The following is a 23,914-nucleotide window of genomic DNA, read 5'->3' as shown; positions in this document are numbered from 1 at the left end:
GGATCACTCCAGATTTGTGTGCCGGGCGCGCATGGCCTCGGGCGTTGCGCCAAGCCGCTCGCGCAGCCGAAGCACCATGATTTCGAACAGCACGAACAGCGCCCCCTCATAGATCGAACCCATCGGCAAGACCGTGCTTGCGCCGGGCGCGGTATCGCGCGCCATGGTCTGGGCCGGGATGGTCAGAACCTGTGTCGCAAGCCGGGCTGTGGGCGTGGCGGGTTCCGCCGTCAAGAACAGCACATCCGCCCCGGCCCCGCGCGCCACCTGCATCAGGGCCGTGACGGTCGACAGCTCCCCGGGTCCGGCAGATGCGATGAACAGATCACCCGGCCCCACCGGCGGACAGGCCATGTCGCCCTGCATGGCCACGCGCAGCCCCAGATGATGCAGCCGCATGGCAAAGCCCCGCACCAAAAGCCCCTCGCGGCCACAGCCGTAAAGCACCAACTGCCCCGCATCGGCGATCAAGGCGCATGCCGCCGCCGTTTCGGCGGCGGTGATGCGCGCCGTCACATCACCAAGTTCAGCCAGAGCCGTCTGATAAAGCGCCCCGTCAGCCAAGCGCATGCGCAATGTCGCGTGTCTGGGTGTAAAGCTTTCGGAACAGGTCATAATGTCTGTCGTGATCCGGGCCACCGGCGGGATCGACGCGGCGCACCGCCGGGTTCCATCGGTCGATATCGGCCGGGTCGGCCAATCCGACGGCCACGGCCGCCAGAAACGCATTGCCATAGCTTGCGCCCAGGGTCTTGTCGCACAGGATTTGCGCCACCCCCCCGAAATCCGAGGTGGATTGCAGCCAGACGGCGTTCTTCGTGCCGCCCCCGACGGCCATGACCCGCCCCGGCGCCTGCCCGACGTCGCGGTAACAGTCGATGACATGGGCGCTACCCATCGCGATGCCTTCGAGCAGGGCGCGATACATGTCGCCCCGCCCATGTGTCAGGTTCAGCCCATAGAATGCGCCCTTGGCCAGCGGATCGTGCAGCGGTGTCCGCTCGCCCGAGAAATAGGGCAGCATCAGCAGGCCGTTGGCGCAGGCGGGCGAAGCGGCGGCCTCTTCGGCGAGGGTGGCGAAAGCCGTTTCCGGGGCAAGCTCGCGCGCCATCTGGTCGCGAAACCAATGGGTCAGCGTGCCGCTTGTGGCCAGCCCCGCCATCGAGGCATGGACCCCCGGAAACAGCCATGGCGCATACCACAGCCGCGCGTCGCGCACCCGTTCGGCGGTCAACTGGATCATGAAGATGGTCGAGCCATACATCATCATCATGTCGCCCGCATGCCGCACGCCCACGCTGATGGCCTCGGCGGCGGCATCGATGGTGCCGCAGGTGACGGGTGTGCCAGCCACAAGCCCGGTTTCGGCCGCCGCCACCTCGGTCACCCGGCCGGCGATCTGGGTCGACCACATCAGGCGCGGCAGCCTGTCGGCGCCGATGATGTCGTCGGCCAATGCCGTCGTCCAATCCTGGGTGGCCACATCATAGAGCGGGCTGAAATTGGCGGCGGTGTAATGATCGATCACATGGGCGCCGGTCAGACGGAAAACCACATGGCTGGTCGATGTCAGGATCTTGGCGGTCTTTGCAAAGATCTCGGGGTGGTGGCGTTTGAGCCACAAGATCTTTGGCCCGACCGATTGCGAGGTCAGCGCATTGCCGCAGCGATCAAGGATCGTGTCGGCACCGATGCGGCCCGTCAGTTCCGCGATCTCGGCGCTTGCGCGGGTGTCGACGCCATAGAGCACCCCATTCATCAGCGGGTCGCCCGCCGCATCGACGGGCAGCATGCAGGGCCCGATGGCGCTGGTGGCGATGCAGGCGATATCGCGCGCCGACACGCCCGGCGTGGCCAGAATGGCGCGCGTGATACGCACCACATCGCCCCACCAGTCTTCGTCGGCGCGATGTTCGGCCCAGCCGGGGCGTGGGACCAGCATCTTGTGGGGGTGGCGGGCCTCGGCAAGGATCCGGCCGTTCTGGTCCACAAGAACGCCCTTGGATTCGAAGGTACCGATGTCGATGCCAAGCGTGCAGGTCATGGCGTGCCCTCATCGCGTGACAGCGCAAAATCGGGACCGATGCCCGCAAGCGCGCATTCCAGCAGCCGCGCCAAGGCGACCAGATCATCAAGGTCGCACATCTCGAGCGCCGAGTGGGTGTAGCGACAGGGAAAGCCCAGATCGACCGACACCACCCCCTCGCCCACAAGCTGCACATAGGACAGGTCGGTCAGAACACCCACCTGTGCGCTGCGCTGAAGGGGGATTTCTTGGGCCTGTGCGGTCTGTTCGATCAGCCGGACGGCGGCGGGGTGCGGGATCACGCCGTTGAGCGTGCCGCGCCCGTGAAAGGAATAGAGCGACATCCCCGGCCCGCCGCCCATCCGCATGTCGCCCCGCGACGCCATGTCGGGCGTGTCACAGGCCAACATCAGATCGATCTGGATGGCGATGTCGGGCTTGAGGGTCTGGGCGGCGACCAGCGCACCGCGCAGGTTGAATTCCTCCTGCACCGAAAAGACCAGATGCACGGTCGGCCCGCCATGCCGGGTGACAAGGGCGCGGGCCAGCTCGATCAGCACGGCACAACCGGCACGGTCGTCGATGCTGGTGCCGGCGATCCGGTCGCCGGCCATCTCGATGACGTTCGGGCGATAGACCACGGGCGTGCCGATGCGAACACCCACAGCCTCGACCGCGGCGCGCGAGCCGTGGCCGGTGTCGATCAACAGATCAGGTGCCTTGATGACGTGATATTTCTCCTCCGGGGTGGTGGCGTGATGGCTCTTGTTGCAGATGATGCCGGGCACGTCACGGCCGGGGCCGACACACAGCAGCACCGCCTGTGCCGCCAACGCCCGTTCGGGCACGCCGCCCATGCGTTCGACCCGGATCAAGCCATCATCCTCGATCTTGCGCACAAAAAAGCCGAGCTGGTCCATATGGGTGAACACCATGACCGATGGCGCCTGCGGGTCGCCGGGAAGGGTCACGATCAGATTGCCCAGCCGGTCGGTGCGCGGCGGCTGCGGCAGGTTGGGCAGGCTGGCGGCGATATGCCGGCGCACGCGGTCCTCATGGCCGGAAAGGCCGGGGATCAACATCAGGGCGATCAGATCCTGTCGGATGCGGTCCTTCATGACGTGCCCCGCACGGCGCGCACCCGCGCCATGAAATCCGCCGCCCGCGCCGGATCGACCGGGTTCCATGTGTTGCCGTCAACCTTGAGCGCCGAACCCACCACGCAGCCATCGGCCACGCGCAGAACATCGGCCACCGTGTCATGCTTGACCCCGGTATTGGCCATCACCGGAACATGGGGCAGCACCGCCTTGACGGCTTCAAGGTCTGACAGCGCCGCCGCTTCTCCGGTGATCTGGCCCGAAACCAGAACGGCATCGGGGATCGATGAAAAGACCGCGCTGCGCGCCCGGTCGGGCAGCGGGCGGCGGTCAAGACTGTCGGCGAACTCGGCCGAGACATTGTAAAGCATCAGGCAATCACGCCGGCCCAGCCGGTCGCGGTAGCGCATCGCCCGGCCCGCATCCGGCATCCACGGCCCCATGTCAGAGGCATAGGTGCCGGTAAAGATTTCGCGCACAAAGGCCGCGCCGGTGGCGGCAGCAAGGGCGATGGTGGACATGGGGTCCCACAAGACGTTGACGCCAAAGGGCACGCGGATGTCGCCCCGCAGCCGCCCGATGATATGGGCCATCGTGGCGGTCGAGGCACGATCCACATCGAATTCATAGGGACGGTCATTTTCGTTGCCAAACATCACCGCGTCAAAGCCTGCCGCCTGAAGGGCCGCAAGATCGGCCCGGGCGTCAGCCACCAGCCGCTCGATCCCGCCGCCCGCGTCATAAAGCGGCGCGCCGGGCATTGCGCCCAGATGCACCATGCCGATCACCGGTCGCGCAGTGCCAAACACCTGCCTGAAACGTTCCATGCTCCCCCCTTCATGTCGGATCGCGTCTTGGGCGGCAGCCTAGCGTGGAATTCCTTGGCCCCCAAGGGTCATTCATACTAGCATGTCAGTCGGGAGGATCGCGCAGATGACACAACGCACACGGCATTGGGACAGGTTGGGCACCGGCGGCTTGCGCTTTACCGAACTGGGGTTCGGCACCGCGCCCTTGGGCAATCTTTATCGCGCGATATCGGATGCCGAGGCAGAGGCGATTCTGGATCAGGCATGGGCGGGAGGTGTGCGTTATTTCGATACCGCACCGCTTTATGGGCTGGGCCTGTCGGAAACGCGGCTGAACCGCTTCCTGCGCGGCAAGCCGCGCGACAGCTATGTTCTGTCGACCAAGGTGGGGCGGCTGTTGCGCGCCACGACACCCGACAAGCGCGACGGCTTTGGCAAATGGTTCGAGGTGCCCGCGCGCAACGAGGTTTATGATTATGGCTATGACGCGACGATGCGGTCGCTCGAATTCTCGCTGGAACGGCTGGGGCTTGATCGGGTCGATATCCTGTATGCCCATGATCTCGACCTCGCAAATCATGGCACGCAAGCGGCGCTGGATGCCCGACTGGCCGCCTTCATGGAGGGCGGATACCGCGCGCTGATGGATTTGCGCGCGCAAGGCGTGATCGCGGCCTTTGGGGCCGGGCTCAACGAATGGCAGCCCAGCCAGTGGCTGGCCGAACGGGGCGATTTCGACCTGTTTCTTCTGGCCGGGCGCTACACCTTGCTGGAGCAAGAGGCGCTGGACAGCTTTTTGCCGCTTTGTGCCGCGCGCGGCATCGGCGTGGTGATCGGCGGCCCCTACAATTCGGGGGTGCTTGCCACCGGGGCGCGTCCGGGCGCATTCTACAACTATGATCCCGCACCGCAGGCGATCCTTGACAGGGTCGCGGCGATCACGGCGGTCTGTGCCGCCCATGACGTGCGACTGGTGGATGCGGCGTTCCAGTTTCCGCTCTGCCACCCGGCGGTCGTGTCGGTCATCCCCGGCGGGCAGGGTCAGGCCGAGATGGCATCGAACCTGCAGGCCGCGACGGCGAGGATACCCCCTGCGCTCTGGCAGGACCTGAAAGACCAAGGATTGATGCGCGCCGACGCGCCGACGGAGTGACAGATGGTTCAGATCGACGCCCACCAGCATTACTGGCACCCCGCGCGCGGGGATTACGACTGGATGCCCATGGATGACGCCACGCTGGCGCGGGCCTATGGCCCGGCCGATCTGGCGCCCCAGATCGCGGCCCATGGCATCGGCCATACCGTTCTGGTTCAGGCCGCCGCCACGGTGCAGGAAACCGAATACATGCTGGGGCTGGCCGATGCGACACCATCGGTCGCGGCCGTGGTCGGCTGGATCGATTTTGAACGACCCGGCGATCTGGCCCATCTGAAGCGGTTGGCAGGCCACCCCAAATTCGTCGGCGTGCGGCCGATGATTCAGGACATTCCCGATGACAACTGGATGCTCCGCGACGATGTGCAATGGGGCTTTCGCGCGGTGGCCGATCTGGGGCTGACCTTTGACGCGCTGGGCTTTCCGCGGCATCTGGCGAATTTCCTGACGATCCTCAAGCGCTACCCGGACCTGCGCGTGGTGGTCGATCATTGCATGAAGCCGCAGATCCGCAACCATTCGGAGGCGAATTTCCGCTTCTGGGCCGATGGCATGGCGCGCATCGCCGATGAGACGGGCGCCTATTGCAAGTTTTCAGCCCTTGTGACCGAGGCGGATGCCGATTGGACGGTGGACGACCTGCGCCCCTATGTGGCGCATGTGTTCGACCGTTTCGGGGCGGATCGGGTGATGTGGGGGTCGGATTGGCCCGTGTGTCGGTTGCGCTGCGAATATGGCGACTGGCGCGCGGCGGCGGCGGAATTGACGGCGGGCCTGACCGAGCCCGAGCGGGCCCGCATCTATGGCGGCACCGCGTCCGAATTCTACCGGCTGGGCCTATAGGCTGGCACAAAAGGCGCGCACGGCATCAGGCGTGATCGCGGCACGCGCATCGGGGGGGGTGGCGACCGTCAGCGCCGCCATGCCTTGGGCAAAGGCCAGCGCATCGGGCAGCGCGGTGCCTTGCGTCAAGTCAGCCGCCAGTGCCCCGACAAAGGCGTCACCCGCCCCATGCGTCGAGATCACCCTGACCGCAGGCGCGCCTTGGGCGAGCGGCGCCTCGCCGGGGCGGGCGCAGATCAGACCGTCAGCGCCCAAGGTCACGATCACGGCACCGGGGCCCTGATCCAACAGGCGGCGCGCGGCCACATCGGGGTCAGCTGTGCCGGCAAGGGCGGCCGCCTCGCCACGGTTGACGATCAACACATCGATGCGCGCCATCAGGTCGGGGGCAATCGGCCGGGCGGGTGCCGCGTTCAGGATGATCCGGACAGCGGGCGCCGCACGTGCCGCGATGGCCCGGTTGACCGGGTCGGGCACCTCATTTTGCAACAAGATCGTGCGCAGCGCCGGCGACAGGCGCACAGCCGTGCCATCGAGCGCGCGATTGACGCCCGACACGATCACCGCGCCATAGTCGCCCGCCGCATCCACGATGGCCACGCTCATTCCAGATGCGCCCGGAACCGTCAGAACGCCGCTCCGGTCCACCCCGGCGCTATCCAGCGCAGCAAGGATCTGCTCGCCGAAGCGGTCGGGACCGACACAGCCAGCCATGGCGACACGTCCGCCCATGCGCGCCGCCGCCACGGCCTGATTGCCGCCCTTGCCGCCAAAGCGATAAGCCACGCCATGCCCCACCACGGTTTCATCGAGCGCGGGCAGATGCGGCGCATCGACCACCACATCAAGATGCAGCGCGCCCACCACAAGGATCGCGGGCTCAGGCACCGAACAGCGCCTCGGCCACGATGCGCTGGCTGAGTGCTGCATCCTGACGCGCAATGGCCTCGGTCAGGGCCCGATCCCCGGACAGACCCGCCGCCACCGCGCGCAAGCGTTCCACAAGCCGCACATTGGTGCGTGCCTCCTCGATCGGATCGAGGCCGGAATGATCGGGAAAGGTGTCAAAGTAGATCACGCCATCATAGCCGATGCGCTCAAGTTCCACGAACAGCGCAACGGTCTGCACCGGGTGGACGGTTCCCGCCATCAGCCCGTCGTCGCGCTTGCCATAGCCATCGTTCAGATGCACGCCCAGCAGGCGGGAATGCCGGTCGATCAGATAGGCGGTATGGGACGGCATCTCGTCGGCATAAAGCACATGCGCAAAGTCGAGCGTCACGCCGATGTTGCGCCGCCCTGCCTCCCGCACGGCCAGAAGCGTGGTGCCCACATCGGGCATGAGCGCAAAGGCGCGCGGTTCATTGGGCTTGTATTCGATGGCGATGTCGACCTCGGGGGCGTGATCGGCAACCTCGATCAGGGCCGCGATGGTGTCATCCCACATGCGCGCATAATCGCCCTGAAAGGCGTAATCGAACCCGTCTTGTCCCATCCACAGGGTCATCAGCCGCCCGCCCATGTCCAGCCCCGCGTCGATGCCGCGTTTGGTCAGGTCGATCGCGGCGCGCCGAACCGCCGGATCGGGGTTGGTGAACGCCCCGATGGCGAATGCGGGATGGGTATAGTAGCGCATCGCCAACCCATTCAGCGCCAGCCCCGCATCGCCCAGCATCCGCGCCAGTTGGGCCGGCGTCTGAGCATCGAAATGGTCGGGATAGTTCAGATCGGCCGCATCAAGAGAGCCGACGCGCCCGGCACTGGCGATCATGCCGGCAATTCCAGCCCCCCCGGCACGCTTGAACGCGTTGAGCCGCGCCGCATAGCGGGGGCGGTTGGGAATGGGAACGGTCATGGCGATCCTTTGTGTCAGCGCGGGGCAAAAAATTCGGGGTGGTCGCGTTCCAAAGGCTCCAGAAAGGTGATGAGCCGCCCCAGATGGGCGCGCATCGCCTGTCGGGCGGCGTCAGGGTCGCGCGTTTCAAGCGCGGCGAGAATGGCTTTGTGTTCCTCGAGCGTTTCCGCGACCCGGCCGGGCATCGGCAAGATCAATTGCCGTGCGCGGTTCACATGAAGCCAAGCGGTATCAGCGACATACGCAAGTTTCTTGAAGCCGGTGAACGACAAGATCAGCTCGTGCATCTCGCCATCAAGCGCGTAAAAGCCGCGAAAATCGCCATCGGCCACCAAGATGTCTTGCACGCGCAGATTGCGCCGCAACTGGACCAGCTGCTTTTCGGTCAGGATCGGGGCTATGACCTCGACGGCGGCCAGTTCGATCGCTTCGCGCAAAAAGGCGCCCTCGCGGATCTCATCCATCGAGAAGCGCGCCACATAGGTCCCGGCCTGGGGCACCACATCCACCAGCCCCTCGGCCGCAAGCCGCGATATGGCCTCGGCCACGGGCGAGCGCGACACACCCAGTTGCGCGCAGATTTCCACCTTGCGCAACGCTTCGCCGGGGCGATACCCTAAATCCAGTATCGCGGCCCGCAGCGCCAGATAGGACCGATTGGCAAGCGACCCCGAAAAGTCGGACAAGGGCCGCAGTCGGGCATGCCCGTCGACGGGGCCTTGCGGATGACCATTTTGTATCTGTAACATGTTAGCATGTTAGCTTTGGGCCATGCCGAGTCAAGCGTGCACGCCCCCTGCCGGAGCACAAGATGACCAACGCCGCGCCCCGTGTGATCCGCCTGAACCCGATGGATAATATCGGGGTCGCACTTGCCGATCTGGAGCCCGCAAGCGCCTTGCCGGGCGGGGCGGCAGCCCTGGAACAGATCAAGCGCGGCCACAAGGTGGCGTTGGAGGCAATCGCGCCGGGTGCGCCTGTCTATCGCTATGGTCAGATGATCGGCGTGGCCACCGCCCCGATCCTTGCGGGTGGGCATGTGCACAGCCACAATCTTGGGATGGGCGATCACCGGCAAGACCATGCCTTTGGGGCCGACTGCCGGGCGCTTGTGCCGGCACAGACACCGCGCAGCTTCATGGGCTATCACCGCGCCGATGGGCAGGTGGGCACGCGCAACTATCTGGGCATCCTGACTTCGGTGAACTGTTCGGGGTCGGTCGCCCGCTTCGTGGCCGAGGCTGTCGACCGCGAGGGCTGGCTGGCGGATTATCCCGGCATCGACGGGGTGGTGCCGATCGTGCATGGCACGGGCTGTGGCATGGCGGGCAACGACGAAGGTTATGACACGCTGTTTCGCACATTGGCCGGATACGCGCGCAATCCCAATTTCGCCGGTATCTTGTTGCTTGGGCTGGGATGCGAGGTGATGCAGATCCCCGACCTGATCGGCGCGGGGCGCATGCGCGCAGACGGCAATTTCCGTTACATGACGATCCAGCAGACCGGCGGCACACGGCGCACGATCGAGCGCAGCATGGCGGTTTTGCGTGACATGGCCGAGGTGGCGCGCACCGCCGAACGGCGCCCGGCGCCGGTGTCACATCTGACGGTGGGCCTGCAATGCGGCGGGTCGGATGGCTATTCGGGGATCACCGCCAACCCCGCGCTTGGGGTGGCATCTGACCTTTTGGTGCAGCATGGGGGCACAACCATCCTTTCGGAAACACCCGAGATCTATGGGGCCGAACATTTGCTGACCCGCCGCGCGGTGCGCCCCGAGGTGGGACAGGCGCTGGTCGATCGCATCTTGTGGTGGGAGGATTATACCGCCCGCAACGGCGGCGAGATGAACAACAACCCCTCGCCCGGCAACAAGCGCGGCGGGCTGACCACCATCCTTGAAAAATCGCTGGGTGCCGTGGCCAAAGGTGGCACAGCCCCGCTGGCCGGGGTTTACCGCTTTGCCGAACCGATCACGACCCCGGGTTTTGTCTACATGGACAGCCCCGGATATGATCCCTGTTCGGTCACGGGCCAGATCGCAAGCGGCGCAAACCTTGTGGCCTTTACGACCGGGCGGGGGTCGGTGTCGGGCTACAAGCCCACGCCCTGTGTCAAGCTGGCCACCCATTCCGAGATGTACGACCGCATGGCCGAGGACATGGACATCAATTGCGGCGATATCATCACCGATGGCGTCAGCGTCGAGGACAAGGGGCGCGAGATCTTCGAGTTGTTCTTGCGCGTGGCCTCGGGGGAAAAGACGAAAAGCGAAGAGCTGGGTTTTGGCGGGGTGGAATTCGTGCCCTGGCAAATCGGCGCGGTCATGTAGGGAGCGGCGGCATGAGACTGAAGGGCAAGACGGCATTCGTGACGGCAGCAGGCGCCGGGATCGGGCGGGCCACGGCGCTGGCCTTTGCCGCCGAAGGGGCCGAGGTGATCGCGACCGACATCGATGCCGAGGCGCTGTCCGCCCTTGAGGGCGGGCGCATCCGGACCCGGCGGCTTGATGTGCGCGATGCAGACGCCATCGCCGCCACGGCGGCTGCGGTCGGGGCGGTGGACATCTTGTTCAACTGCGCGGGCTTTGTCCATCACGGCTCGATCCTCGATTGCGACGAGGCGGCTTTCGACTTTTCCATGGCGCTGAACGTCAAGGCGAACTACGCGGTGACGCGGGCGCTGTTGCCGGCCATGGTGGGTGCGGGCGGAGGGTCGGTGATTTATGTGGCCTCGGCGGTGTCGTCGATGATCGCGGCGCCCAACCGCTTTGTCTATGGCGCGACCAAGGCCGCCGTGATCGGGATGATGAAATCGGTGGCCGCCGATTTCGTGACCCAAGGCGTCCGCGCCAATGCGATCTGCCCCGGCACGGTGGAATCGCCCAGCTGGCATGGCCGCGTGCGCGCGCAAGGCCGCACCGAGGCAGAGGTGGCAGCCGCCCGCGCCGCGTTCATCGCGCGCCAGCCGATGGGGCGCATCGGCCAACCCGAAGAAATCGCGGCGCTGGCCGTCTATCTCGGGTCGGACGAAAGCGGTTTTGTCACCGGTCAGGCCATCGGCATCGATGGGGGCTGGGCGAACACCTAAGCCGAGCGCCAAGGGGCGCCGCGGCTTCGCAGACCCGCGCTCAGCCCTGTGCCCGCCAGGCGGACCCGTTCGGGTATTCATGCGCCTCAAGGCTTGTGGCGAACATCTCGGTCGAAAGGCCCGGTGCTTCGGGTGGCATATAGCGGCCATCGCGAATGGTGACGGGCACCGCAAAATGTTCGTGCAGATGGTCGACATATTCCAGCACGCGATCCTCGAAACTGCCGCCGACCGCGACATAGTCGAAATAGCTGGCATGCTGGACCAGTTCACACAAACCCACCCCGCCCGCATGCGGACATACGGGCAGCCCGAATTTTTCGGCCAGAAGCAGCACCGCCACCACCTCGTTCACGCCACCCAGACGCGCGCCGTCAAGCTGCACGAAGCGCAGTGCGCCCGCTTGCATGAACTGCTTGAACATCACCGCGTTCTGACAATGTTCGCCCGTGGCCACCGCAATCGGCGCAATGTCGCGGGCGATGCGGGCATGGCCAAGCACATCGTCAGGGCTGGTTGGTTCCTCGATCCACCACGGGTCGAATTCGGCCAGCGCGCGCATATGGGCGATGGCAGTGTCCACGCCCCAGACCTGATTGGCATCCATCATCAGCTTGCGGTCCGGACCGATCTCTTGCCGAATGATGCGCGCCCGGCGGATATCGTCGGCAAGATCGCCCCCCACCTTCATCTTGAAATGCGACCAGCCCTGTCCAAGGGCGGCGCGGACCAGCGCGCGCATCTTGTCGTCGGAATAGCCAAGCCAGCCCGCCGATGTGGTATAGGCCGGAAACCCCGTTGCGCGCAGCGCAGCCATGCGGGCCGGTCTGCCGTCAAGCCTGGCGGCAAGTCGCGCGCGCGCTTCGCCCGGATCAAGCGCATCCGACAGCCAACGCCAGTCGACCAGCGCGACGATCTCGTCGGGCGACATCTCGGACAAGAGCCGCCAGACCGGTTTGCCCTCGGCCTTGCCCTTGAGGTCCCAAAGCGCGTTGACGATCGCGGCGGTGGCCAGATGGATCACGCCCTTGTCCGGGCCGGTCCAGCGCAGTTGGCTATCGCCGGTGATATGGCGCCAAGTCGCGCCCATATCGGCCAACAGGTCATCGCCATCGCGCCCCTCAAGACGCGGCGCAAGGGCGCGGGCGGCGGCCACGCAAAGCTCGTTTCCGCGCCCGATCGTGAAGGTAAATCCGTGACCCACCAGCCCGCCGGCGGTTTCCACGGTGACATAGGCCGCCGAATAATCCGGCGCCAGGTTCATCGCATCCGAGCCGTCAAGCGCACGCGATGTGGGAAAGCGGATGTCGCGGGCAAGGATGCGGGTGATACGGCCAAGGGTCATGGTCAGGGTCCTAAAGCGTGAGGCGGCGGTCAAGATGGACATAACCGCCATCCACGAACAGCCATTGCCCCGTTGTATGGCTGGCCTTGTCGGACAAGAGAAACACCGCTGTGGCGGCCATTTCAGCGGCTGTGGTCATGCGGCGGCCAAGCGGGATGGTGGCCTCGATCGCGCGGCACTGGGCGTCCGGGTCAGGCAGCGTCGACAGCCAGCGTTCATACATCGGCGTCATCACCTCGGCCGGCACGATGGCATTGACGCGCACGCCATGGGGCGCAAGGTCGGCCGCCCATTCGCGCGTCAGCCCCAGTTGCGCCGCCTTGGCGGCAACATAGGCCGACGTGCCGCCCTGCCCCGTCAATGCGGTCTTGGAGGCGACATTGAGGATCGCGCCCCGCGCCGCGATCAGATCGGCGCGGCACAGATGAGCAAGCGTGAAGCAATGCACAAGATTGCGGTTCAACGAGGCCCGAAAGGCCTCGGGCCCTTGGTCAAGCCCGACACCGTCATTGGTGCCGGCACAATTGACCAGCGCATCGATACGGCCGTGCCGGGCACGCACCGCGGCCACGCCATCCATGCAAGCAGCGTCATCCGCAAGATCAAGCCGCAAGCGGTCAGCGCCGCCATCGGCATTGAGGTCAAAGGTGACAGGCACGGCACCCTCGGCGGTCAACGCATCCACGATGGCCGCACCGATGCCCGATGCACCGCCGGTCACGATCACAACCTTGCCCGCAAGTCCCAAGTCCATGTGCCATGCCTCCGATATGCGCACACCATAGCCTGTCGCAGCGGACCGCGTCACGGGGGCAGTGCAGAATAATCGACACACGGCCGCTTTGCCGGAACAACGCCTGCCAGACCCCAGGCCGCTGCATCATGATCCGCGCTGACAGTGCCAGTCGCCTGATGCTGTTCTCAGGCGATCCGATGCACGCCATCGCCATCGCGCAGGCTGCCGCGACGCAGGACGCGGGCCGCTGCATGGTGGCCATGCGATCGGCCACCGGCGCAAATGCACGACACCAGGACAACGCGGTTTCGCCCTTTTCTTGGGCATGGCGCACCAAGCCCGCGCGCCCAAGGCGCACGCAGCGCCCACATCTGGCGTGAATCCCCAGAAAACGCTTGCGCAATGCGGCATAAAATTTACCACATGATCAAAGACACGCCCCCTCTCCAAGGAACACTCACATGATCACAGGTTTTCACCCGACCCGTCGCAGCGTTCTGTTATCTGGCGCGGCACTGACAGTCACAGGGCTGGTTCCGGCACGCGTTCTGGCCGCCGACCCCATCAAGATGGCCGGCATCTACACGGTTCCGGTCGAGCAGCAATGGGTCAGCCGCATCCACATCGCCGCCGAAGCCGCTCAGGCGGCCGGGCGGGTCGATTACTCGTTTTCGGAGAATGTCGCGAACACCGACTACCCGCGTGTGATGCGGGAATATTGCGAAGCCGGCGTCAAGCTGATCGTGGGCGAGATCTTCGGGGCCGAGGCCGAGGCCCGTGAGGTCTGTGCCGAATACCCCGATGTGGCCTTCCTTCTGGGGTCGTCGTTCAAGCAAGATGCGGCCATCCCCAACCTTGCCGTGTTCGACAACTACATTCAGGACGCCAGTTACCTGACCGGCATCATCGCGGGTGCCATGACCACATCGGGCAACATCGGCATGGTGGGCGGCTTCCCGATCCCCGAGGTCAATCGCCTGATGCATGCCTTCATGGATGGTGTGCGCGAAACCCGCCCCGATGCAACGTTTCAGGTCAGCTTCATCGGGTCGTGGTTCGACCCGCCCAAGGCAAAGGAAACCGCATTCGCAATGATCGATGCCGGGGCGGATGTGATGTATGCCGAACGCTTTGGCGTGTCGGATGCCGCCAAGGAACGCGGAATTCTGGCAATCGGCAACGTCATCGACACCCAGCCCGACTATCCCGAAACGGTGATCACCTCGGCGCTGTGGCATTTCGAACCGACGCTGACGGCCGCGCTGGATGCGATTGCGGCGGGCAGCTTTGGCGCGGATGATTATGGCGTCTGGTCCTTCATGGCCAAGGGTGGCTGTTCCATGGCCGCATTGGGCACCTTCGACGGCAAGGTCCCGGCCGAGGCGTTGGCTCTGGCCACCCAGCGCGAGGCCGAGATCCGCGCCGGAACCTTCAACGTCACCATCAACGACGACGAACCCAAGTCGTTGTGACGCTGGCACCCGAGGTTCTGCGTCTGGACCAGATCACCAAGCGCTTCGGCGCTTTGGTGGCCAATGATGCCATCTCGCTGGTCTTGAGGGCCGGCGAGGTGGTGGCGCTGTTGGGTGAAAACGGCGCAGGCAAGACCACGCTGATGAATATCCTGTTCGGCCAGTATGTCGCCGATCAGGGCAGCATAACGGCCTTTGGCCAGCCCCTGCCGCCGGGCAATCCAGGCGCGGCGCTGGCGGCGGGCATCGGCATGGTGCATCAGCATTTCACGCTGGCCGATCATCTGAGCGTGCTCGACAACATCATGCTGGGCACGCGGCCCTTGTGGTCGTGGCGGCTGAACCGGCGGGCCGCGCACGACAAGGTCCGCGCGCTGGCGCATGATTTCGGGCTGGCGGTCGATCCCGATGCGCGCGTGGGCGGGCTTGGGGTTGGGCAACGGCAGCGGGTCGAGATCCTCAAGGCGCTCTACCGCGATGCCCGCGTGCTGATCCTTGATGAACCCACCGCCGTTCTGACCCCGCAAGAGGCAGACGCCCTGTTTACCACCTTGCGCCGGATGGTCGCGCGGGGGCTGTCGGTCATTTTCATCAGTCACAAGCTGCACGAGGTGATGGCGATCGCCGACCGATGCGTGGTGTTGCGGCATGGCAGAGTGGCGGGCGAAGTGGCCACCAGGGCCACAAGCCCCGCAGCGCTTGCCGCGCTGATGGTCGGCGCAGAGGTCTTGCGCCCTGCCCCGCCGCCCGGCACAGCCGGGCTGTCGCGGATGCGGTTGAATGGCGTGACCACCCCCGACGCCGAGGGGGCGCCCGGGCTGAAGGCCGCCATGTTGGACCTGTGTGCAGGCCAGATCACCGGAATCGCCGGGGTTTCGGGCAATGGTCAGGCGGCACTGTCGGATCTTGTATCGGGGCTGATCCGCCCGGCGCTTGGGCGATTGGACATCGCGGGCAACCCCGCTCCTGCGCGCTGGACACCGGCGGCGGCGCTGGCGGCCGGGGTGGGCCGTATCCCCGAAGACCGCCACAAGGCGGGCACCATCGCCGATTTCACGCTGACCGAAAACGCCGTGCTGGAAACCTGTCGCGATGCCCCGTTCAGCCGGGCGGGCTGGATCAACTGGCGGGCGGCGCGCGCCCATGCCACTGCCATCATCGCCAAATACGATGTGCGCTGCCCCGGCCCCGACACCCGTATCCGCCTTTTGTCAGGCGGCAACATGCAAAAGCTGATCTTGGGGCGGGTGCTGGAAACCGCGCCTGTGGTGGTGTTGGCCAACCAGCCTGTGCGCGGGCTGGATATCGGCGCGATATCCTATGTCCACAGCCAGTTGATCGCCGCCCGTGACCGGGGCGCGGCCGTGCTGCTGATTTCCGAAGATCTCGATGAGGTGATGCATCTGTCCGATGTGATCCATGTGATGTCCGAAGGCCGCATCTCGGCCCCGATCCCGCGCGGGGGGGCCACGGTGGCGGAACTGGGCCTGAGAATGGCCGGTGAAGGGTTCGCCCATGCGGCTTGAGCCCATCGCCAACCCATCGGCGGCACGCCGCTACGGGTTTCCAGCACTGGCGCTGGCCGCGACCGTGCTGGTGGCGTCAATCCTGTCATGGATCGCGGGGGCCGATCCGCTGGCCACATTGGGGTTGATCGTCACGGGCGCGACCGGGTCACGGCTGGCGATCCTTGAGACGCTCAACCGCGCCACGCCGCTGATCTTTACCGGGTTGGCCGTGGCCGTCGCGTTTCGCGCGAAACTGTGGAACATCGGGGCCGAGGCGCAGCTTTACGCGGGCGCGGTGATGACCGTTGTGATCGGCACAAGTGCCTGGGGCATGGCGTGGCTGCAACTGCCGGCGATGGCGCTGGCGGCGGTGGCGGCCGGGGCGCTGGTATTGCTGGGACCGGTCATCCTCAAGACCCGCTTTGGCGTGGACGAGGTGGTGACAACGCTTTTGTTCAATTTCATCATGCTGCTGTTTGTCAGCTGGCTTGTCGAAGGCCCGATGAAAGACCCCGCAGGCATGGGCTGGCCGAAATCCACGCCTGTGGATCGTGACCTGCGCCTTCCGCGCATGGTCGAGGGGCTGCGCCTGCACTGGGGCTTTGGGTTGGCGGTGCTGGCGGCGCTGCTGATCTGGCTGATGCAGGCGCGCTCGGTGCTTGGGTTTGAAATGCGCGCGGTGGGTCAGAACGCACGCGCCGCCCGGTTTTCGGGGATCGCCGTGACCAGCGTCTTGCTGAAGACCGCGCTGATATCGGGGGGGCTGGCGGCACTGGCGGGGTTTTCCGAAGTGGCGGGCCTGAAGGGCCATCTGACGCGCGATCTGTCGCCGGGCTTTGGCTATACCGGCATCATCGTGGCCATGCTGGCGCTGCTGCACCCGATTGGCGTGGTGGTGGCCGCGCTGTTTGTCGCGGGCATCTTTGTGGGATCCGACAGCATGAGCCGGGCCGCAGGCGTGCCAACCTATATCGCAGACATGCTGTTGGCGGTGTCGCTTTTGTTCATGGTGCTGGCACTGGGGCTGGCGCGCTACCGGGTGGCGTGGACATGATGGCGCTGGTGGATATCTTGATTTCCGCCAGTTTCTGGGCGGCGGCGATCCGCATTGCCTCGCCGTTGATCTTTGCCACGCTGGGCGAACTGATCTGCGAGCGGGCGGGCGTGCTGAACCTTGGCATCGAAGGCATCATGGTGATGGGGGCATTTACCGGCTGGTTTGCCGTGTATCAGGGCATGCCGCTGTGGGGCGGGGTGGCGGTGGCCTTTGGATCGGGGATGCTGTTTGGCCTGCTGCATGCCACGCTGACGGTGCCCTTTGGCCTGTCGCAGCATGTGGTGGGGCTGGGCGTGACGCTGCTGGCAACCGCGACGGCATCCTTTGCCTATCGGCTGGCGCTGCCGCAGGTGACAAGCCCGCCAAGGATCGACCCGTTCCAGCCCTTTGCGGTGCCTGTGCTGTCGGACATCCCCTTTTTGGGCCCTGCCCTGTTCACCCAGACCGCGCTGACCTATGCGGCCTTTGGCATGGCGGTGGTGGTGGGGCTGGTCTTGTATCGCACGCCGCTGGGGTTGGCGGTGCGTGCGGTGGGCGAAAACCCGGCGGCGGCGGCGGCGCAGGGCCTGTCGGTGACGGGGCTGCGCATGGGTGCTGTGATGTTCGGCTCGGGGCTGATGGCCGTGGGCGGGGCGTTCCTGACCTTGTCGGCGTTTTCCAGCTTTTTCTTCGATATGGTCAATGGGCGGGGCTGGATTTGCATCGCGCTGGTGGTTTTCGGGGCATGGCGGCCGGGCAAGGCGGTGTTGGGGGCGGTGCTGTTCGCGGCGTTCGATGCCGGACAGGTGCGGCTGCAACAAACTGAAATCGGGGCGATCCTGCCCTATCAGGTGTTTCTGGCACTGCCCTTTGTGCTGTCGATCATCGCGCTGATCGTGATGTCGCGCCGGGCCGAGGTGCCCGCAGCGCTGATGGTGCCCTACAACAAGGGGGAACGCTGATGTTCGATCTGCTCATCAAGGGTGGCACGCTGCCCGACGGCCGCTTGGCCGATATCGGGATCACCGGCGAGCGGATCATCGCCGTCGGGCAGCTGGACGCGCAGGCGACACAGGTGATCGACGCCAGTGGCGATCTGGTGTCTGCGCCCTTTGTGGACCCGCACTTTCACATGGATGCGACCCTGTCCTATGGCCTGCCGCGCGTGAATGCGTCCGGCACGCTGCTGGAAGGGATCTCGCTTTGGGGCGAATTGCGCGACATGGCGACGGTGGACGACATGATCGCCCGCGCGCTGCGCTATTGTGATTGGGCGGTGTCGATGGGCCTGCTGGCGATCCGCACCCATGTCGATACGACACCCGACCATCTTCATGGGGTCGTGGCGATGCTTGAGGTCAAGCGAAGGGTCGCCCCCTATCTTGACCTGCAACTGGTGGCCTTTCCGCAAGATGGCCTGTACCGCAGCGCCACAGGCCGCGCCAATCTGATCCGCGCGCTTGACATGGGCGTGGATGTCGTGGGCGGCATTCCGCATTTCGAACGCACCATGGACGAAGGGGCCGCCTCGGTGCGCGATCTTTGCCGCCTTGCAGCCGAGCGTGGGCTGCCGATTGACCTGCATTGCGACGAAACGGATGATCCGATGTCGCGCCATGTCGAAACCTTGGCACGCGAGGTCACGCGCCACGGGCTGGGTGGACGGGCGGCGGGCAGCCATCTGACATCGATGCATTCGATGGACAATTACTATGTTTCAAAGCTGTTGCCCTTGATTGCGGAAGCAGGGCTGTCAGCCATTCCGAACCCCCTGATCAACATCACCCTGCAAGGCAGGCACGACAGCTACCCCAAGCGTCGCGGGCTGACGCGGGTCAAGGAAATGCAGGCCCACGGGATCCGCGTGGGCTGGGGTCAGGATTGCGTGCTGGACCCCTGGTATTCGCTGGGCACCGCCGACATGCTGGATGTGGCCTTCATGGGGCTGCATGTCGCGCAGATGACCCACCCCGATGAAATGCGTCGCTGCTTTGATATGGTCACGGTGGAAAACGCAGCCATCATGGGTCTTGAGGGATATGGGTTGCAACCGGGCTGCATCGCATCCCTTGTGGTGCTGGATGCCGGCAGCCCGACCGAAGCGCTGCGCCTGCGCCCTGACCGTCTTGCCGTGGTGGCGCGCGGCAAGCTTGTGGCCCAACGCCACCGCAACGATGCGCGCATGAGCTTGCCAGACCGCCCAGACCGAACGCGGCGGCGGCACACAGGCGGCGTCGCATGACGCACATGGCCCTTGGCAGCGCGCAACGCGCGCGTCAGCTCTGGAAATAGGACGCCACCGGCAGCGCAAGCGCGGGCAGTTTCGGACCATCGCCGTCAGGCACTTCAAAGGCGTTGATGGTCATCGAAATGAGCGTGTAATAGCCACAGATACCCACCAGATCGACCATGCCCAATTGACCCAGCGCGGCAAGTCCGGCGGCAAAGCTTTGGTCTGTGATGACATGATCGCGGTGCAATTCGACGGCGCAATCAAACACCGCCTGCCGTTTGGGACAGTCCAACAACGGCCTTTGGGCGTTGGCGATGGCATCGATCACCGCTTGGGGCAGCCCGGCGGCCTGCGCGATTGGCGCGTGATGGGTCCATTCGAACCCCGAGGACCAAAAGCGTGCCGTCACCAGAATGGCCAGTTCCGACAGATCCTTGGACAGGCTGCTGTCGAAGCGGGCAAATTGGCCCAAAGCCTGCGCGCGGTCCGCCAGAGTGGGCGAGGTCAGCCACACCCGAAGCGGCCCCTGCACCGCGCCGCGCGGCCCGGCCACAATCGCGTCATGCACGCGACGCTGGTCGGCGCTGAGCTGGTCGGGGATCAGATCGGGAATTCTGGGCATCATGCCTCCAGGGCGGCCATCTTGCCGCGGAAAAACAGCAAGGGCGCGCCTTCGGCCTGCTCGACATGCAGCACGCGCCCCACGATCAATTCATGGTCGCCCCCGTCATATTTGTTCCAGAGCCGACACTCCAGCCGCCCGATGGCCCCCAGGATGGCGGGCACATCCACACGCTGGGCGGGCTGCGTCGCAACGCCGTCGAACTTGTTTTCGCGCGGCTTGGCAAAGGCCCAGGCAATGTCTTGCTGATCGGCGGCCAGAATATTGACGACAAAGGCGCAATCATCCCTCATCCATCTGCACGACATCTGAGAGCGCCCCAGCGAAAACAGGCACAAGGCCGGATCAAGGCTGAGCGAGGCGAAGGAATTGACCGTCACACCGGTTGGGTTGCCGTGATCATCGCGCAGGGTGATCACGCACACGCCGGTCGCAAACCGGCCGAACGTGTCACGCAACACACGGGGATCGAGGGCGTGGCCGTCGAGCATTGTTTCCTCCTGACCTATGGGTCTTGGTCTTCGCCTCAGGTAGATAGGGCGCTGGACAAATCACAGGAAATGATAATTCTTGATCTATCAAATACGCTTTTCAGATTTTGGATACCATCATGACGATGCCGAAAATCTCGATCCGCGCGCTCAGGGCCTTTATCGCGGTCTATGAGGAGCAATCCTTTTCACGCGCCGCAAAGCGCGAAAATGCGACCCAGTCGGGCATGTCGACCCAAGTGCGCAATCTGGAATTGCGGGTCGGCGCCGATCTTCTGGTGCGCCAACGCAAGAAATTTGCCCTGACCTCGGCCGGACAGGTCGTCTATGCCGAGGGTCAGGCGATCCTCAAGCGCCTGATCGCCATCGAAAAGAAGGTCGAGGAAATGGGCAGCGCGCCCGCCGGGCTGGTGCGGTTCGGCATGATCCCGACACTGACGCGCTCGGTCTTGGGCGCCGCTTTGGAAGAGTTTCGCAAAGACGCGTCGGGCGTGGAACTGTCGCTGGTCGAAGAATATTCGGGCAGCCTGTTGAACCGGGTGATGGCCGGCGAAATCGAGTTTGCGGTGGTGCCCGCAGGCGAATTGCCCGCCGGGCTGACCGCGCGCTTTGTCGGCCGCGACCGAGAGATGATTTTGTCGGCACCCGGCCAGTTGGGGGGGCCTGCCCATCTGGTCGAGGTGCCGCTGGGCGCGCTCGAAGGTCAGCGGCTGATTGTGCCATCAGCCCAGAACGTCCGCCGCAATCGCATCGAATCCGCGCTCAAGGCGCATGGCGTGCATTTGGCCGACATGATGGAAATGGACGGGATGCTGGCCACCATCGAGATCATCGCCCAATCGCAATGGGTGGCAATCTTGCCATCTGCGATCTGCCATGCCGACCGGGCGGGGGCTGCGCGCTGGCTCAACCCGATTTCCGATCCGCCGATGACGATCGATTACGTCATGGTGCAAAAAGCCGAGATGACCCTGTCGCGGGCCGCGCGTCTTTTGGCCGAGCAGATCGGGCAATCCACGGCGCAGATTATTGCGGATTGGGACAATACCGCCGCAGCCTAGGGGCGTTTGCGCCCTGTCCTGCAAGCCGAAGCGCGCCATGCGAAACGCTGATGCAAGGCGCGTTGTTTCCTTTGGCCCCTGCCCGAGTTGCGGCCCGACATTCGGGCACGGCAGGGCTGGTCGGGGGGTATCCGATGATGGATGCCATTTTGGTGGGATTTGGCTGGTGAGCCCAGCACATGGCGCGGCGTTTGGGTGGGCCTGCTGCAGTCCATGCGGTCCTGTTTGGTCAAGCCAGACGCCGGCCATCATGACGCAACCCCAGCCATCCCGACACGGCATGCGGTCAGGCAGAGGTGCAGATCGACCGCGGCCTTTACGACATAAAGCGGACCAGTTTCGACTGGGCCGACAGCGTTCTGGCCAATCGTGATGCCTTTGTGGACGCGATCGACGGCCACGCGCCCTACGGCTATTCCGCGGTCACGATGATCCAGAATATCGTGGTTGCCGATGCCATGATCCGCAAGGCAGATCACCCGGCCCCTGCGCAGCCAAAGGCGCGGGGGCCGGGCTTTACACCTCAAAGCTCAAAGAAATCGGCAATGGCGTCCAGATACGCCTCGGGCGCGTTGATGTTGGCGACATGGGCTGCCCCCGCGATCTGGCGATAGACACCGCCAGGGGTCGCATCGGCCATGGCCTGCATCACTTCGGGGGCTGCGCCGCGATCTTGATCGCCGCCGACATACAGGATCGGCACCCCAGCCTGTGGCAAGCGCTTGAGGTAATCGAGATCCTTGAGGGCCAGACAACAGGCGACATAGCCCTCGGGATTGTTGGATTGCACCATCTGCGCAATCGCGGTCACGCGGTCGGGGTTGGCGATACGCCACGCTTCGGTCAGCCAGCTTTCCACGGTGCCTTGCACGATGGCGGCCAGCCCCCCTTCGCGCACGCGGGCAATGCGGGTGTCCCACATGGTGCGAAACCCTTCGGGCGCGTCGGCGCGGCCATCGGCACAGACCACGCGGCTGACGCGCGGGGCGTGGTCGATGGCCAGCCCCAAGCCCGTCATGCCCCCCATCGACAGCCCCATGAAGGCCGTGCGCTCGATCCCGAAGTGATCCATCAGCGCCACCACATCGCCGGTCAGATCGGCAAAGCTGTAGGGGCCTTCGGGCGCGTCGCTCTGCCCATGGCCGCGCGTGTCATAGCGCAGCACACGATAGCGCGCGCTGAGCGCCGGCATCTGGTCTTCCCACATCGCCATGGTCGCGCCCAGGGAATTGGACAAGATCAACCAATCGCGACCCTCTGCCCCATCCACACGGCAATTGAGGGTAATGGCGCCCAGATCGACCCGGCCAGCGGTCATTGCGCCGCCGCCCGCGATGCCGCTTCGGCGCTGTTGACGCGCGGTTGCACCTCTTCGGCCAAAAGCCGCATGGAACGCCGCCCAAGAACAGGGTCAGCCCAATCCTTGCCTGCATAAAGCAGCACGCCGAACTGCCCCACATCTTCACGGAAGGCCAAAAGCTCATCGGCCACCTTGTCAGGGGTGCCCCAGATGATCAGCCGGTTGCAGACATGATCAAGCGTGACCTCATCATCGGGTTGATCCTTGTATTCCTTGAACAGGGCCAGGCGGTTGTGCTTGCGCATCTTGGTCAGAAGCTGGCTGTAGTAGAAACGATAGGGGCTGTCGGGGTCGGTCGCATAGCGCCGCGCGGTGTCCATGTCGTCGGCCACGAAGATCGACTTGGCCACGCGCCAATTGGCCGGATCCGCGGGGCGGCCCGCACGGGCGCAGCCTTCGACATATTTCGGCCAATGGCTTTTGACCCATTGCGGCATCAAGAAGTTGGCGCTGATCGGTTCCCAGCCACGCGCGGCGGCCTCGGTCACGCCATTGGAAAAGGGCGCGACGGCCGTGACCACGATGGGCGGGTGCGGGCGCTGCAACGGCTTGGGCATGATGCCCTGGCCGATTTCGGTCAGTTGCGTGCGCGCCGTCGAGATGTTCCAGAATTCGCCCTTGATGTCATAGGGGGCCTCGGATTCCCAGATCTTCAGCACCATGTTGATGCTTTCCAGAAACATTGCCGGCCGGTCGCGGTCGAGATTGCCAAACACCTCGGCATCCGACGCAAGCCCGCCCGGAGAAATCCCCAGGATGAAGCGGCCATCGAGCATGTGATCGAGCATGGCGGCCTGTGCGGCGATGGCGGCGGGGTGGTTGTTGGGCATGTTGAAGGTGCCTGTGCCAAGCCGGATCTGCTTGGTCGCCGCTGCAAGATAGGCAATGAACACCGAAGAAGAGGTGATGTTTTCGGCGGCATCGGTCACATGCTCGCCCACATAGGCTTCCTGATATCCAAGCTCATCGGCCAGCAAGAACGCCTCGCGGTCCTCTGCCAAGGATTGCCGCCAATCCTTGTCGACCGGATGGATCGGCATCGTGAAAAAGCCCAGTTCCATGACAAAATCTCCCTCAATGATGCACGTTACCTAGGACGAAATTTCGCTGCGGAAAAATAATAACAGATGACAGTTTCCATCATGAAATCGGATAGTTCTGCCGGCAG

23 protein-coding genes are annotated in these 23,914 nt (G+C 64.8%); 10 read left to right on the top strand and 13 right to left on the bottom strand.

Annotated elements, in window-relative coordinates; genetic code table 11:
- Positions 1 to 3: 3 nt before the first annotated feature.
- From Q0094_RS07805 to Q0094_RS07790, 4 genes are read right to left on the bottom strand one after another with little or no spacing between them, the layout of a single operon-like run.
- Positions 4 to 564, bottom strand: a complete 561-nt coding sequence (locus Q0094_RS07805) for an SIS domain-containing protein (RefSeq protein WP_297617396.1) — start codon at positions 562 to 564, stop codon at positions 4 to 6.
- Complete coding sequence (locus Q0094_RS07800; protein WP_297617394.1) at positions 557 to 2,044, bottom strand: FGGY-family carbohydrate kinase; 1,488 nt, start codon at positions 2,042 to 2,044, stop codon at positions 557 to 559. The genes Q0094_RS07805 and Q0094_RS07800 overlap by 8 nt, the downstream gene beginning before the upstream one ends.
- Entirely contained in the window at positions 2,041 to 3,144 is a 1,104-nt protein-coding gene (locus Q0094_RS07795) for a M42 family metallopeptidase (protein WP_297617391.1), read from the bottom strand. The genes Q0094_RS07800 and Q0094_RS07795 overlap by 4 nt, the downstream gene beginning before the upstream one ends.
- Complete coding sequence (locus Q0094_RS07790; RefSeq protein ID WP_297617388.1) at positions 3,141 to 3,953, bottom strand: BtpA/SgcQ family protein; 813 nt, start codon at positions 3,951 to 3,953, stop codon at positions 3,141 to 3,143. The genes Q0094_RS07795 and Q0094_RS07790 overlap by 4 nt, the downstream gene beginning before the upstream one ends.
- 106 nt (positions 3,954 to 4,059) lie before the next feature.
- On the opposite strand from Q0094_RS07790, the gene Q0094_RS07785 reads away from it, so the two are divergent.
- Both Q0094_RS07785 and Q0094_RS07780 read left to right on the top strand, forming a co-directional pair.
- On the top strand, positions 4,060 to 5,088 hold the full coding sequence (locus Q0094_RS07785; protein WP_297617385.1) for an aldo/keto reductase: 1,029 nt from the start codon (positions 4,060 to 4,062) through the stop codon (positions 5,086 to 5,088).
- Between the two features lie 3 nt (positions 5,089 to 5,091).
- Entirely contained in the window at positions 5,092 to 5,934 is an 843-nt protein-coding gene (locus tag Q0094_RS07780) for an amidohydrolase family protein (RefSeq protein ID WP_297617382.1), read from the top strand.
- Here the strand turns inward: Q0094_RS07780 and Q0094_RS07775 are convergent.
- Genes Q0094_RS07775 through Q0094_RS07765 form a run of 3 tightly spaced genes read right to left on the bottom strand, consistent with a single transcriptional unit; the run spans position 5,929 to position 8,538 of the window.
- Positions 5,929 to 6,822: a PfkB family carbohydrate kinase gene (locus tag Q0094_RS07775; protein ID WP_297617380.1), complete on the bottom strand. Its 894-nt coding sequence runs from the start codon at positions 6,820 to 6,822 to the stop codon at positions 5,929 to 5,931. The two genes, Q0094_RS07780 and Q0094_RS07775, sit on opposite strands and share 6 nt — an antisense overlap.
- Positions 6,815 to 7,789, bottom strand: a complete 975-nt coding sequence (locus Q0094_RS07770) for a TIM barrel protein (RefSeq protein ID WP_297617378.1) — start codon at positions 7,787 to 7,789, stop codon at positions 6,815 to 6,817. Before Q0094_RS07770 ends, Q0094_RS07775 begins: the two co-directional genes overlap by 8 nt.
- A 14-nt stretch (positions 7,790 to 7,803) precedes the next feature.
- Positions 7,804 to 8,538 (bottom strand): GntR family transcriptional regulator, encoded by a 735-nt coding sequence (locus Q0094_RS07765; RefSeq protein ID WP_297617376.1) that lies wholly within the window; start codon positions 8,536 to 8,538, stop codon positions 7,804 to 7,806.
- Between the two features lie 62 nt (positions 8,539 to 8,600).
- On the opposite strand from Q0094_RS07765, the gene Q0094_RS07760 reads away from it, so the two are divergent.
- The gene (locus Q0094_RS07760; RefSeq protein WP_297617372.1) at positions 8,601 to 10,124 is read left to right on the top strand and encodes a UxaA family hydrolase; all 1,524 of its coding nucleotides are present in this window, start codon (positions 8,601 to 8,603) and stop codon (positions 10,122 to 10,124) included.
- An 11-nt stretch (positions 10,125 to 10,135) separates the two neighbouring features.
- Complete coding sequence (locus Q0094_RS07755; protein ID WP_297617369.1) at positions 10,136 to 10,882, top strand: SDR family oxidoreductase; 747 nt, start codon at positions 10,136 to 10,138, stop codon at positions 10,880 to 10,882.
- A 40-nt stretch (positions 10,883 to 10,922) separates the two neighbouring features.
- On the opposite strand, the gene Q0094_RS07750 is transcribed toward Q0094_RS07755, so the two are convergent.
- On the bottom strand, positions 10,923 to 12,227 hold the full coding sequence (locus Q0094_RS07750; RefSeq protein WP_297617365.1) for an enolase C-terminal domain-like protein: 1,305 nt from the start codon (positions 12,225 to 12,227) through the stop codon (positions 10,923 to 10,925).
- 10 nt (positions 12,228 to 12,237) lie between these two features.
- Positions 12,238 to 12,981 carry an SDR family oxidoreductase gene (locus tag Q0094_RS07745; RefSeq protein WP_297617362.1) on the bottom strand — a complete coding sequence of 248 codons (744 nt, stop codon included), beginning with the start codon at positions 12,979 to 12,981 and terminating at the stop codon, positions 12,238 to 12,240.
- Between the two features lie 446 nt (positions 12,982 to 13,427).
- Between Q0094_RS07745 and Q0094_RS07740 the strand changes: the two genes are divergently transcribed.
- The 5 genes from Q0094_RS07740 to Q0094_RS07720 are packed head-to-tail and all read left to right on the top strand — an operon-like array spanning position 13,428 to position 19,221.
- Entirely contained in the window at positions 13,428 to 14,435 is a 1,008-nt protein-coding gene (locus tag Q0094_RS07740; RefSeq protein ID WP_297617483.1) for a BMP family protein, read from the top strand.
- On the top strand, positions 14,432 to 15,961 hold the full coding sequence (locus tag Q0094_RS07735) for an ABC transporter ATP-binding protein (protein WP_297617359.1): 1,530 nt from the start codon (positions 14,432 to 14,434) through the stop codon (positions 15,959 to 15,961). Before Q0094_RS07740 ends, Q0094_RS07735 begins: the two co-directional genes overlap by 4 nt.
- Complete coding sequence (locus Q0094_RS07730) at positions 15,951 to 16,997, top strand: ABC transporter permease (RefSeq protein WP_297617356.1); 1,047 nt, start codon at positions 15,951 to 15,953, stop codon at positions 16,995 to 16,997. Before Q0094_RS07735 ends, Q0094_RS07730 begins: the two co-directional genes overlap by 11 nt.
- Entirely contained in the window at positions 16,997 to 17,941 is a 945-nt protein-coding gene (locus tag Q0094_RS07725) for an ABC transporter permease (RefSeq protein WP_297617353.1), read from the top strand. The genes Q0094_RS07730 and Q0094_RS07725 overlap by 1 nt, the downstream gene beginning before the upstream one ends.
- On the top strand, positions 17,941 to 19,221 hold the full coding sequence (locus Q0094_RS07720; RefSeq protein ID WP_297617350.1) for an amidohydrolase family protein: 1,281 nt from the start codon (positions 17,941 to 17,943) through the stop codon (positions 19,219 to 19,221). The genes Q0094_RS07725 and Q0094_RS07720 overlap by 1 nt, the downstream gene beginning before the upstream one ends.
- Positions 19,222 to 19,255: 34 nt before the next feature.
- On the opposite strand, the gene Q0094_RS07715 is transcribed toward Q0094_RS07720, so the two are convergent.
- Positions 19,256 to 19,834 carry a carboxymuconolactone decarboxylase family protein gene (locus Q0094_RS07715; RefSeq protein ID WP_297617348.1) on the bottom strand — a complete coding sequence of 193 codons (579 nt, stop codon included), beginning with the start codon at positions 19,832 to 19,834 and terminating at the stop codon, positions 19,256 to 19,258.
- Positions 19,834 to 20,325, bottom strand: a complete 492-nt coding sequence (locus Q0094_RS07710) for a flavin reductase family protein (RefSeq protein WP_297617345.1) — start codon at positions 20,323 to 20,325, stop codon at positions 19,834 to 19,836. The genes Q0094_RS07715 and Q0094_RS07710 overlap by 1 nt, the downstream gene beginning before the upstream one ends.
- 119 nt (positions 20,326 to 20,444) lie before the next feature.
- Here Q0094_RS07710 and Q0094_RS07705 point away from each other — a divergent pair, with 119 nt between their 5' ends.
- On the top strand, positions 20,445 to 21,386 hold the full coding sequence (locus Q0094_RS07705) for a LysR family transcriptional regulator (protein ID WP_297617342.1): 942 nt from the start codon (positions 20,445 to 20,447) through the stop codon (positions 21,384 to 21,386).
- A 523-nt stretch (positions 21,387 to 21,909) separates the two neighbouring features.
- Here the strand turns inward: Q0094_RS07705 and pcaD are convergent.
- Both pcaD and Q0094_RS07695 read right to left on the bottom strand, forming a co-directional pair.
- Positions 21,910 to 22,704, bottom strand: coding sequence for a 3-oxoadipate enol-lactonase (gene pcaD, locus Q0094_RS07700; protein ID WP_297617339.1), 795 nt, complete (start codon positions 22,702 to 22,704; stop codon positions 21,910 to 21,912).
- On the bottom strand, positions 22,701 to 23,807 hold the full coding sequence (locus Q0094_RS07695) for an LLM class flavin-dependent oxidoreductase (RefSeq protein ID WP_297617335.1): 1,107 nt from the start codon (positions 23,805 to 23,807) through the stop codon (positions 22,701 to 22,703). The genes pcaD and Q0094_RS07695 overlap by 4 nt, the downstream gene beginning before the upstream one ends.
- Positions 23,808 to 23,914: the final 107 nt, after the last annotated feature.

This window comes from uncultured Roseicyclus sp. (assembly GCF_937892565.1).
Classification (GTDB): Bacteria; Pseudomonadota; Alphaproteobacteria; order Rhodobacterales; family Rhodobacteraceae; genus Roseicyclus.
The sequence above is the reverse complement of the archived record's forward strand: the minus strand, read 5'-3'. Positions and strand labels throughout refer to the sequence as shown.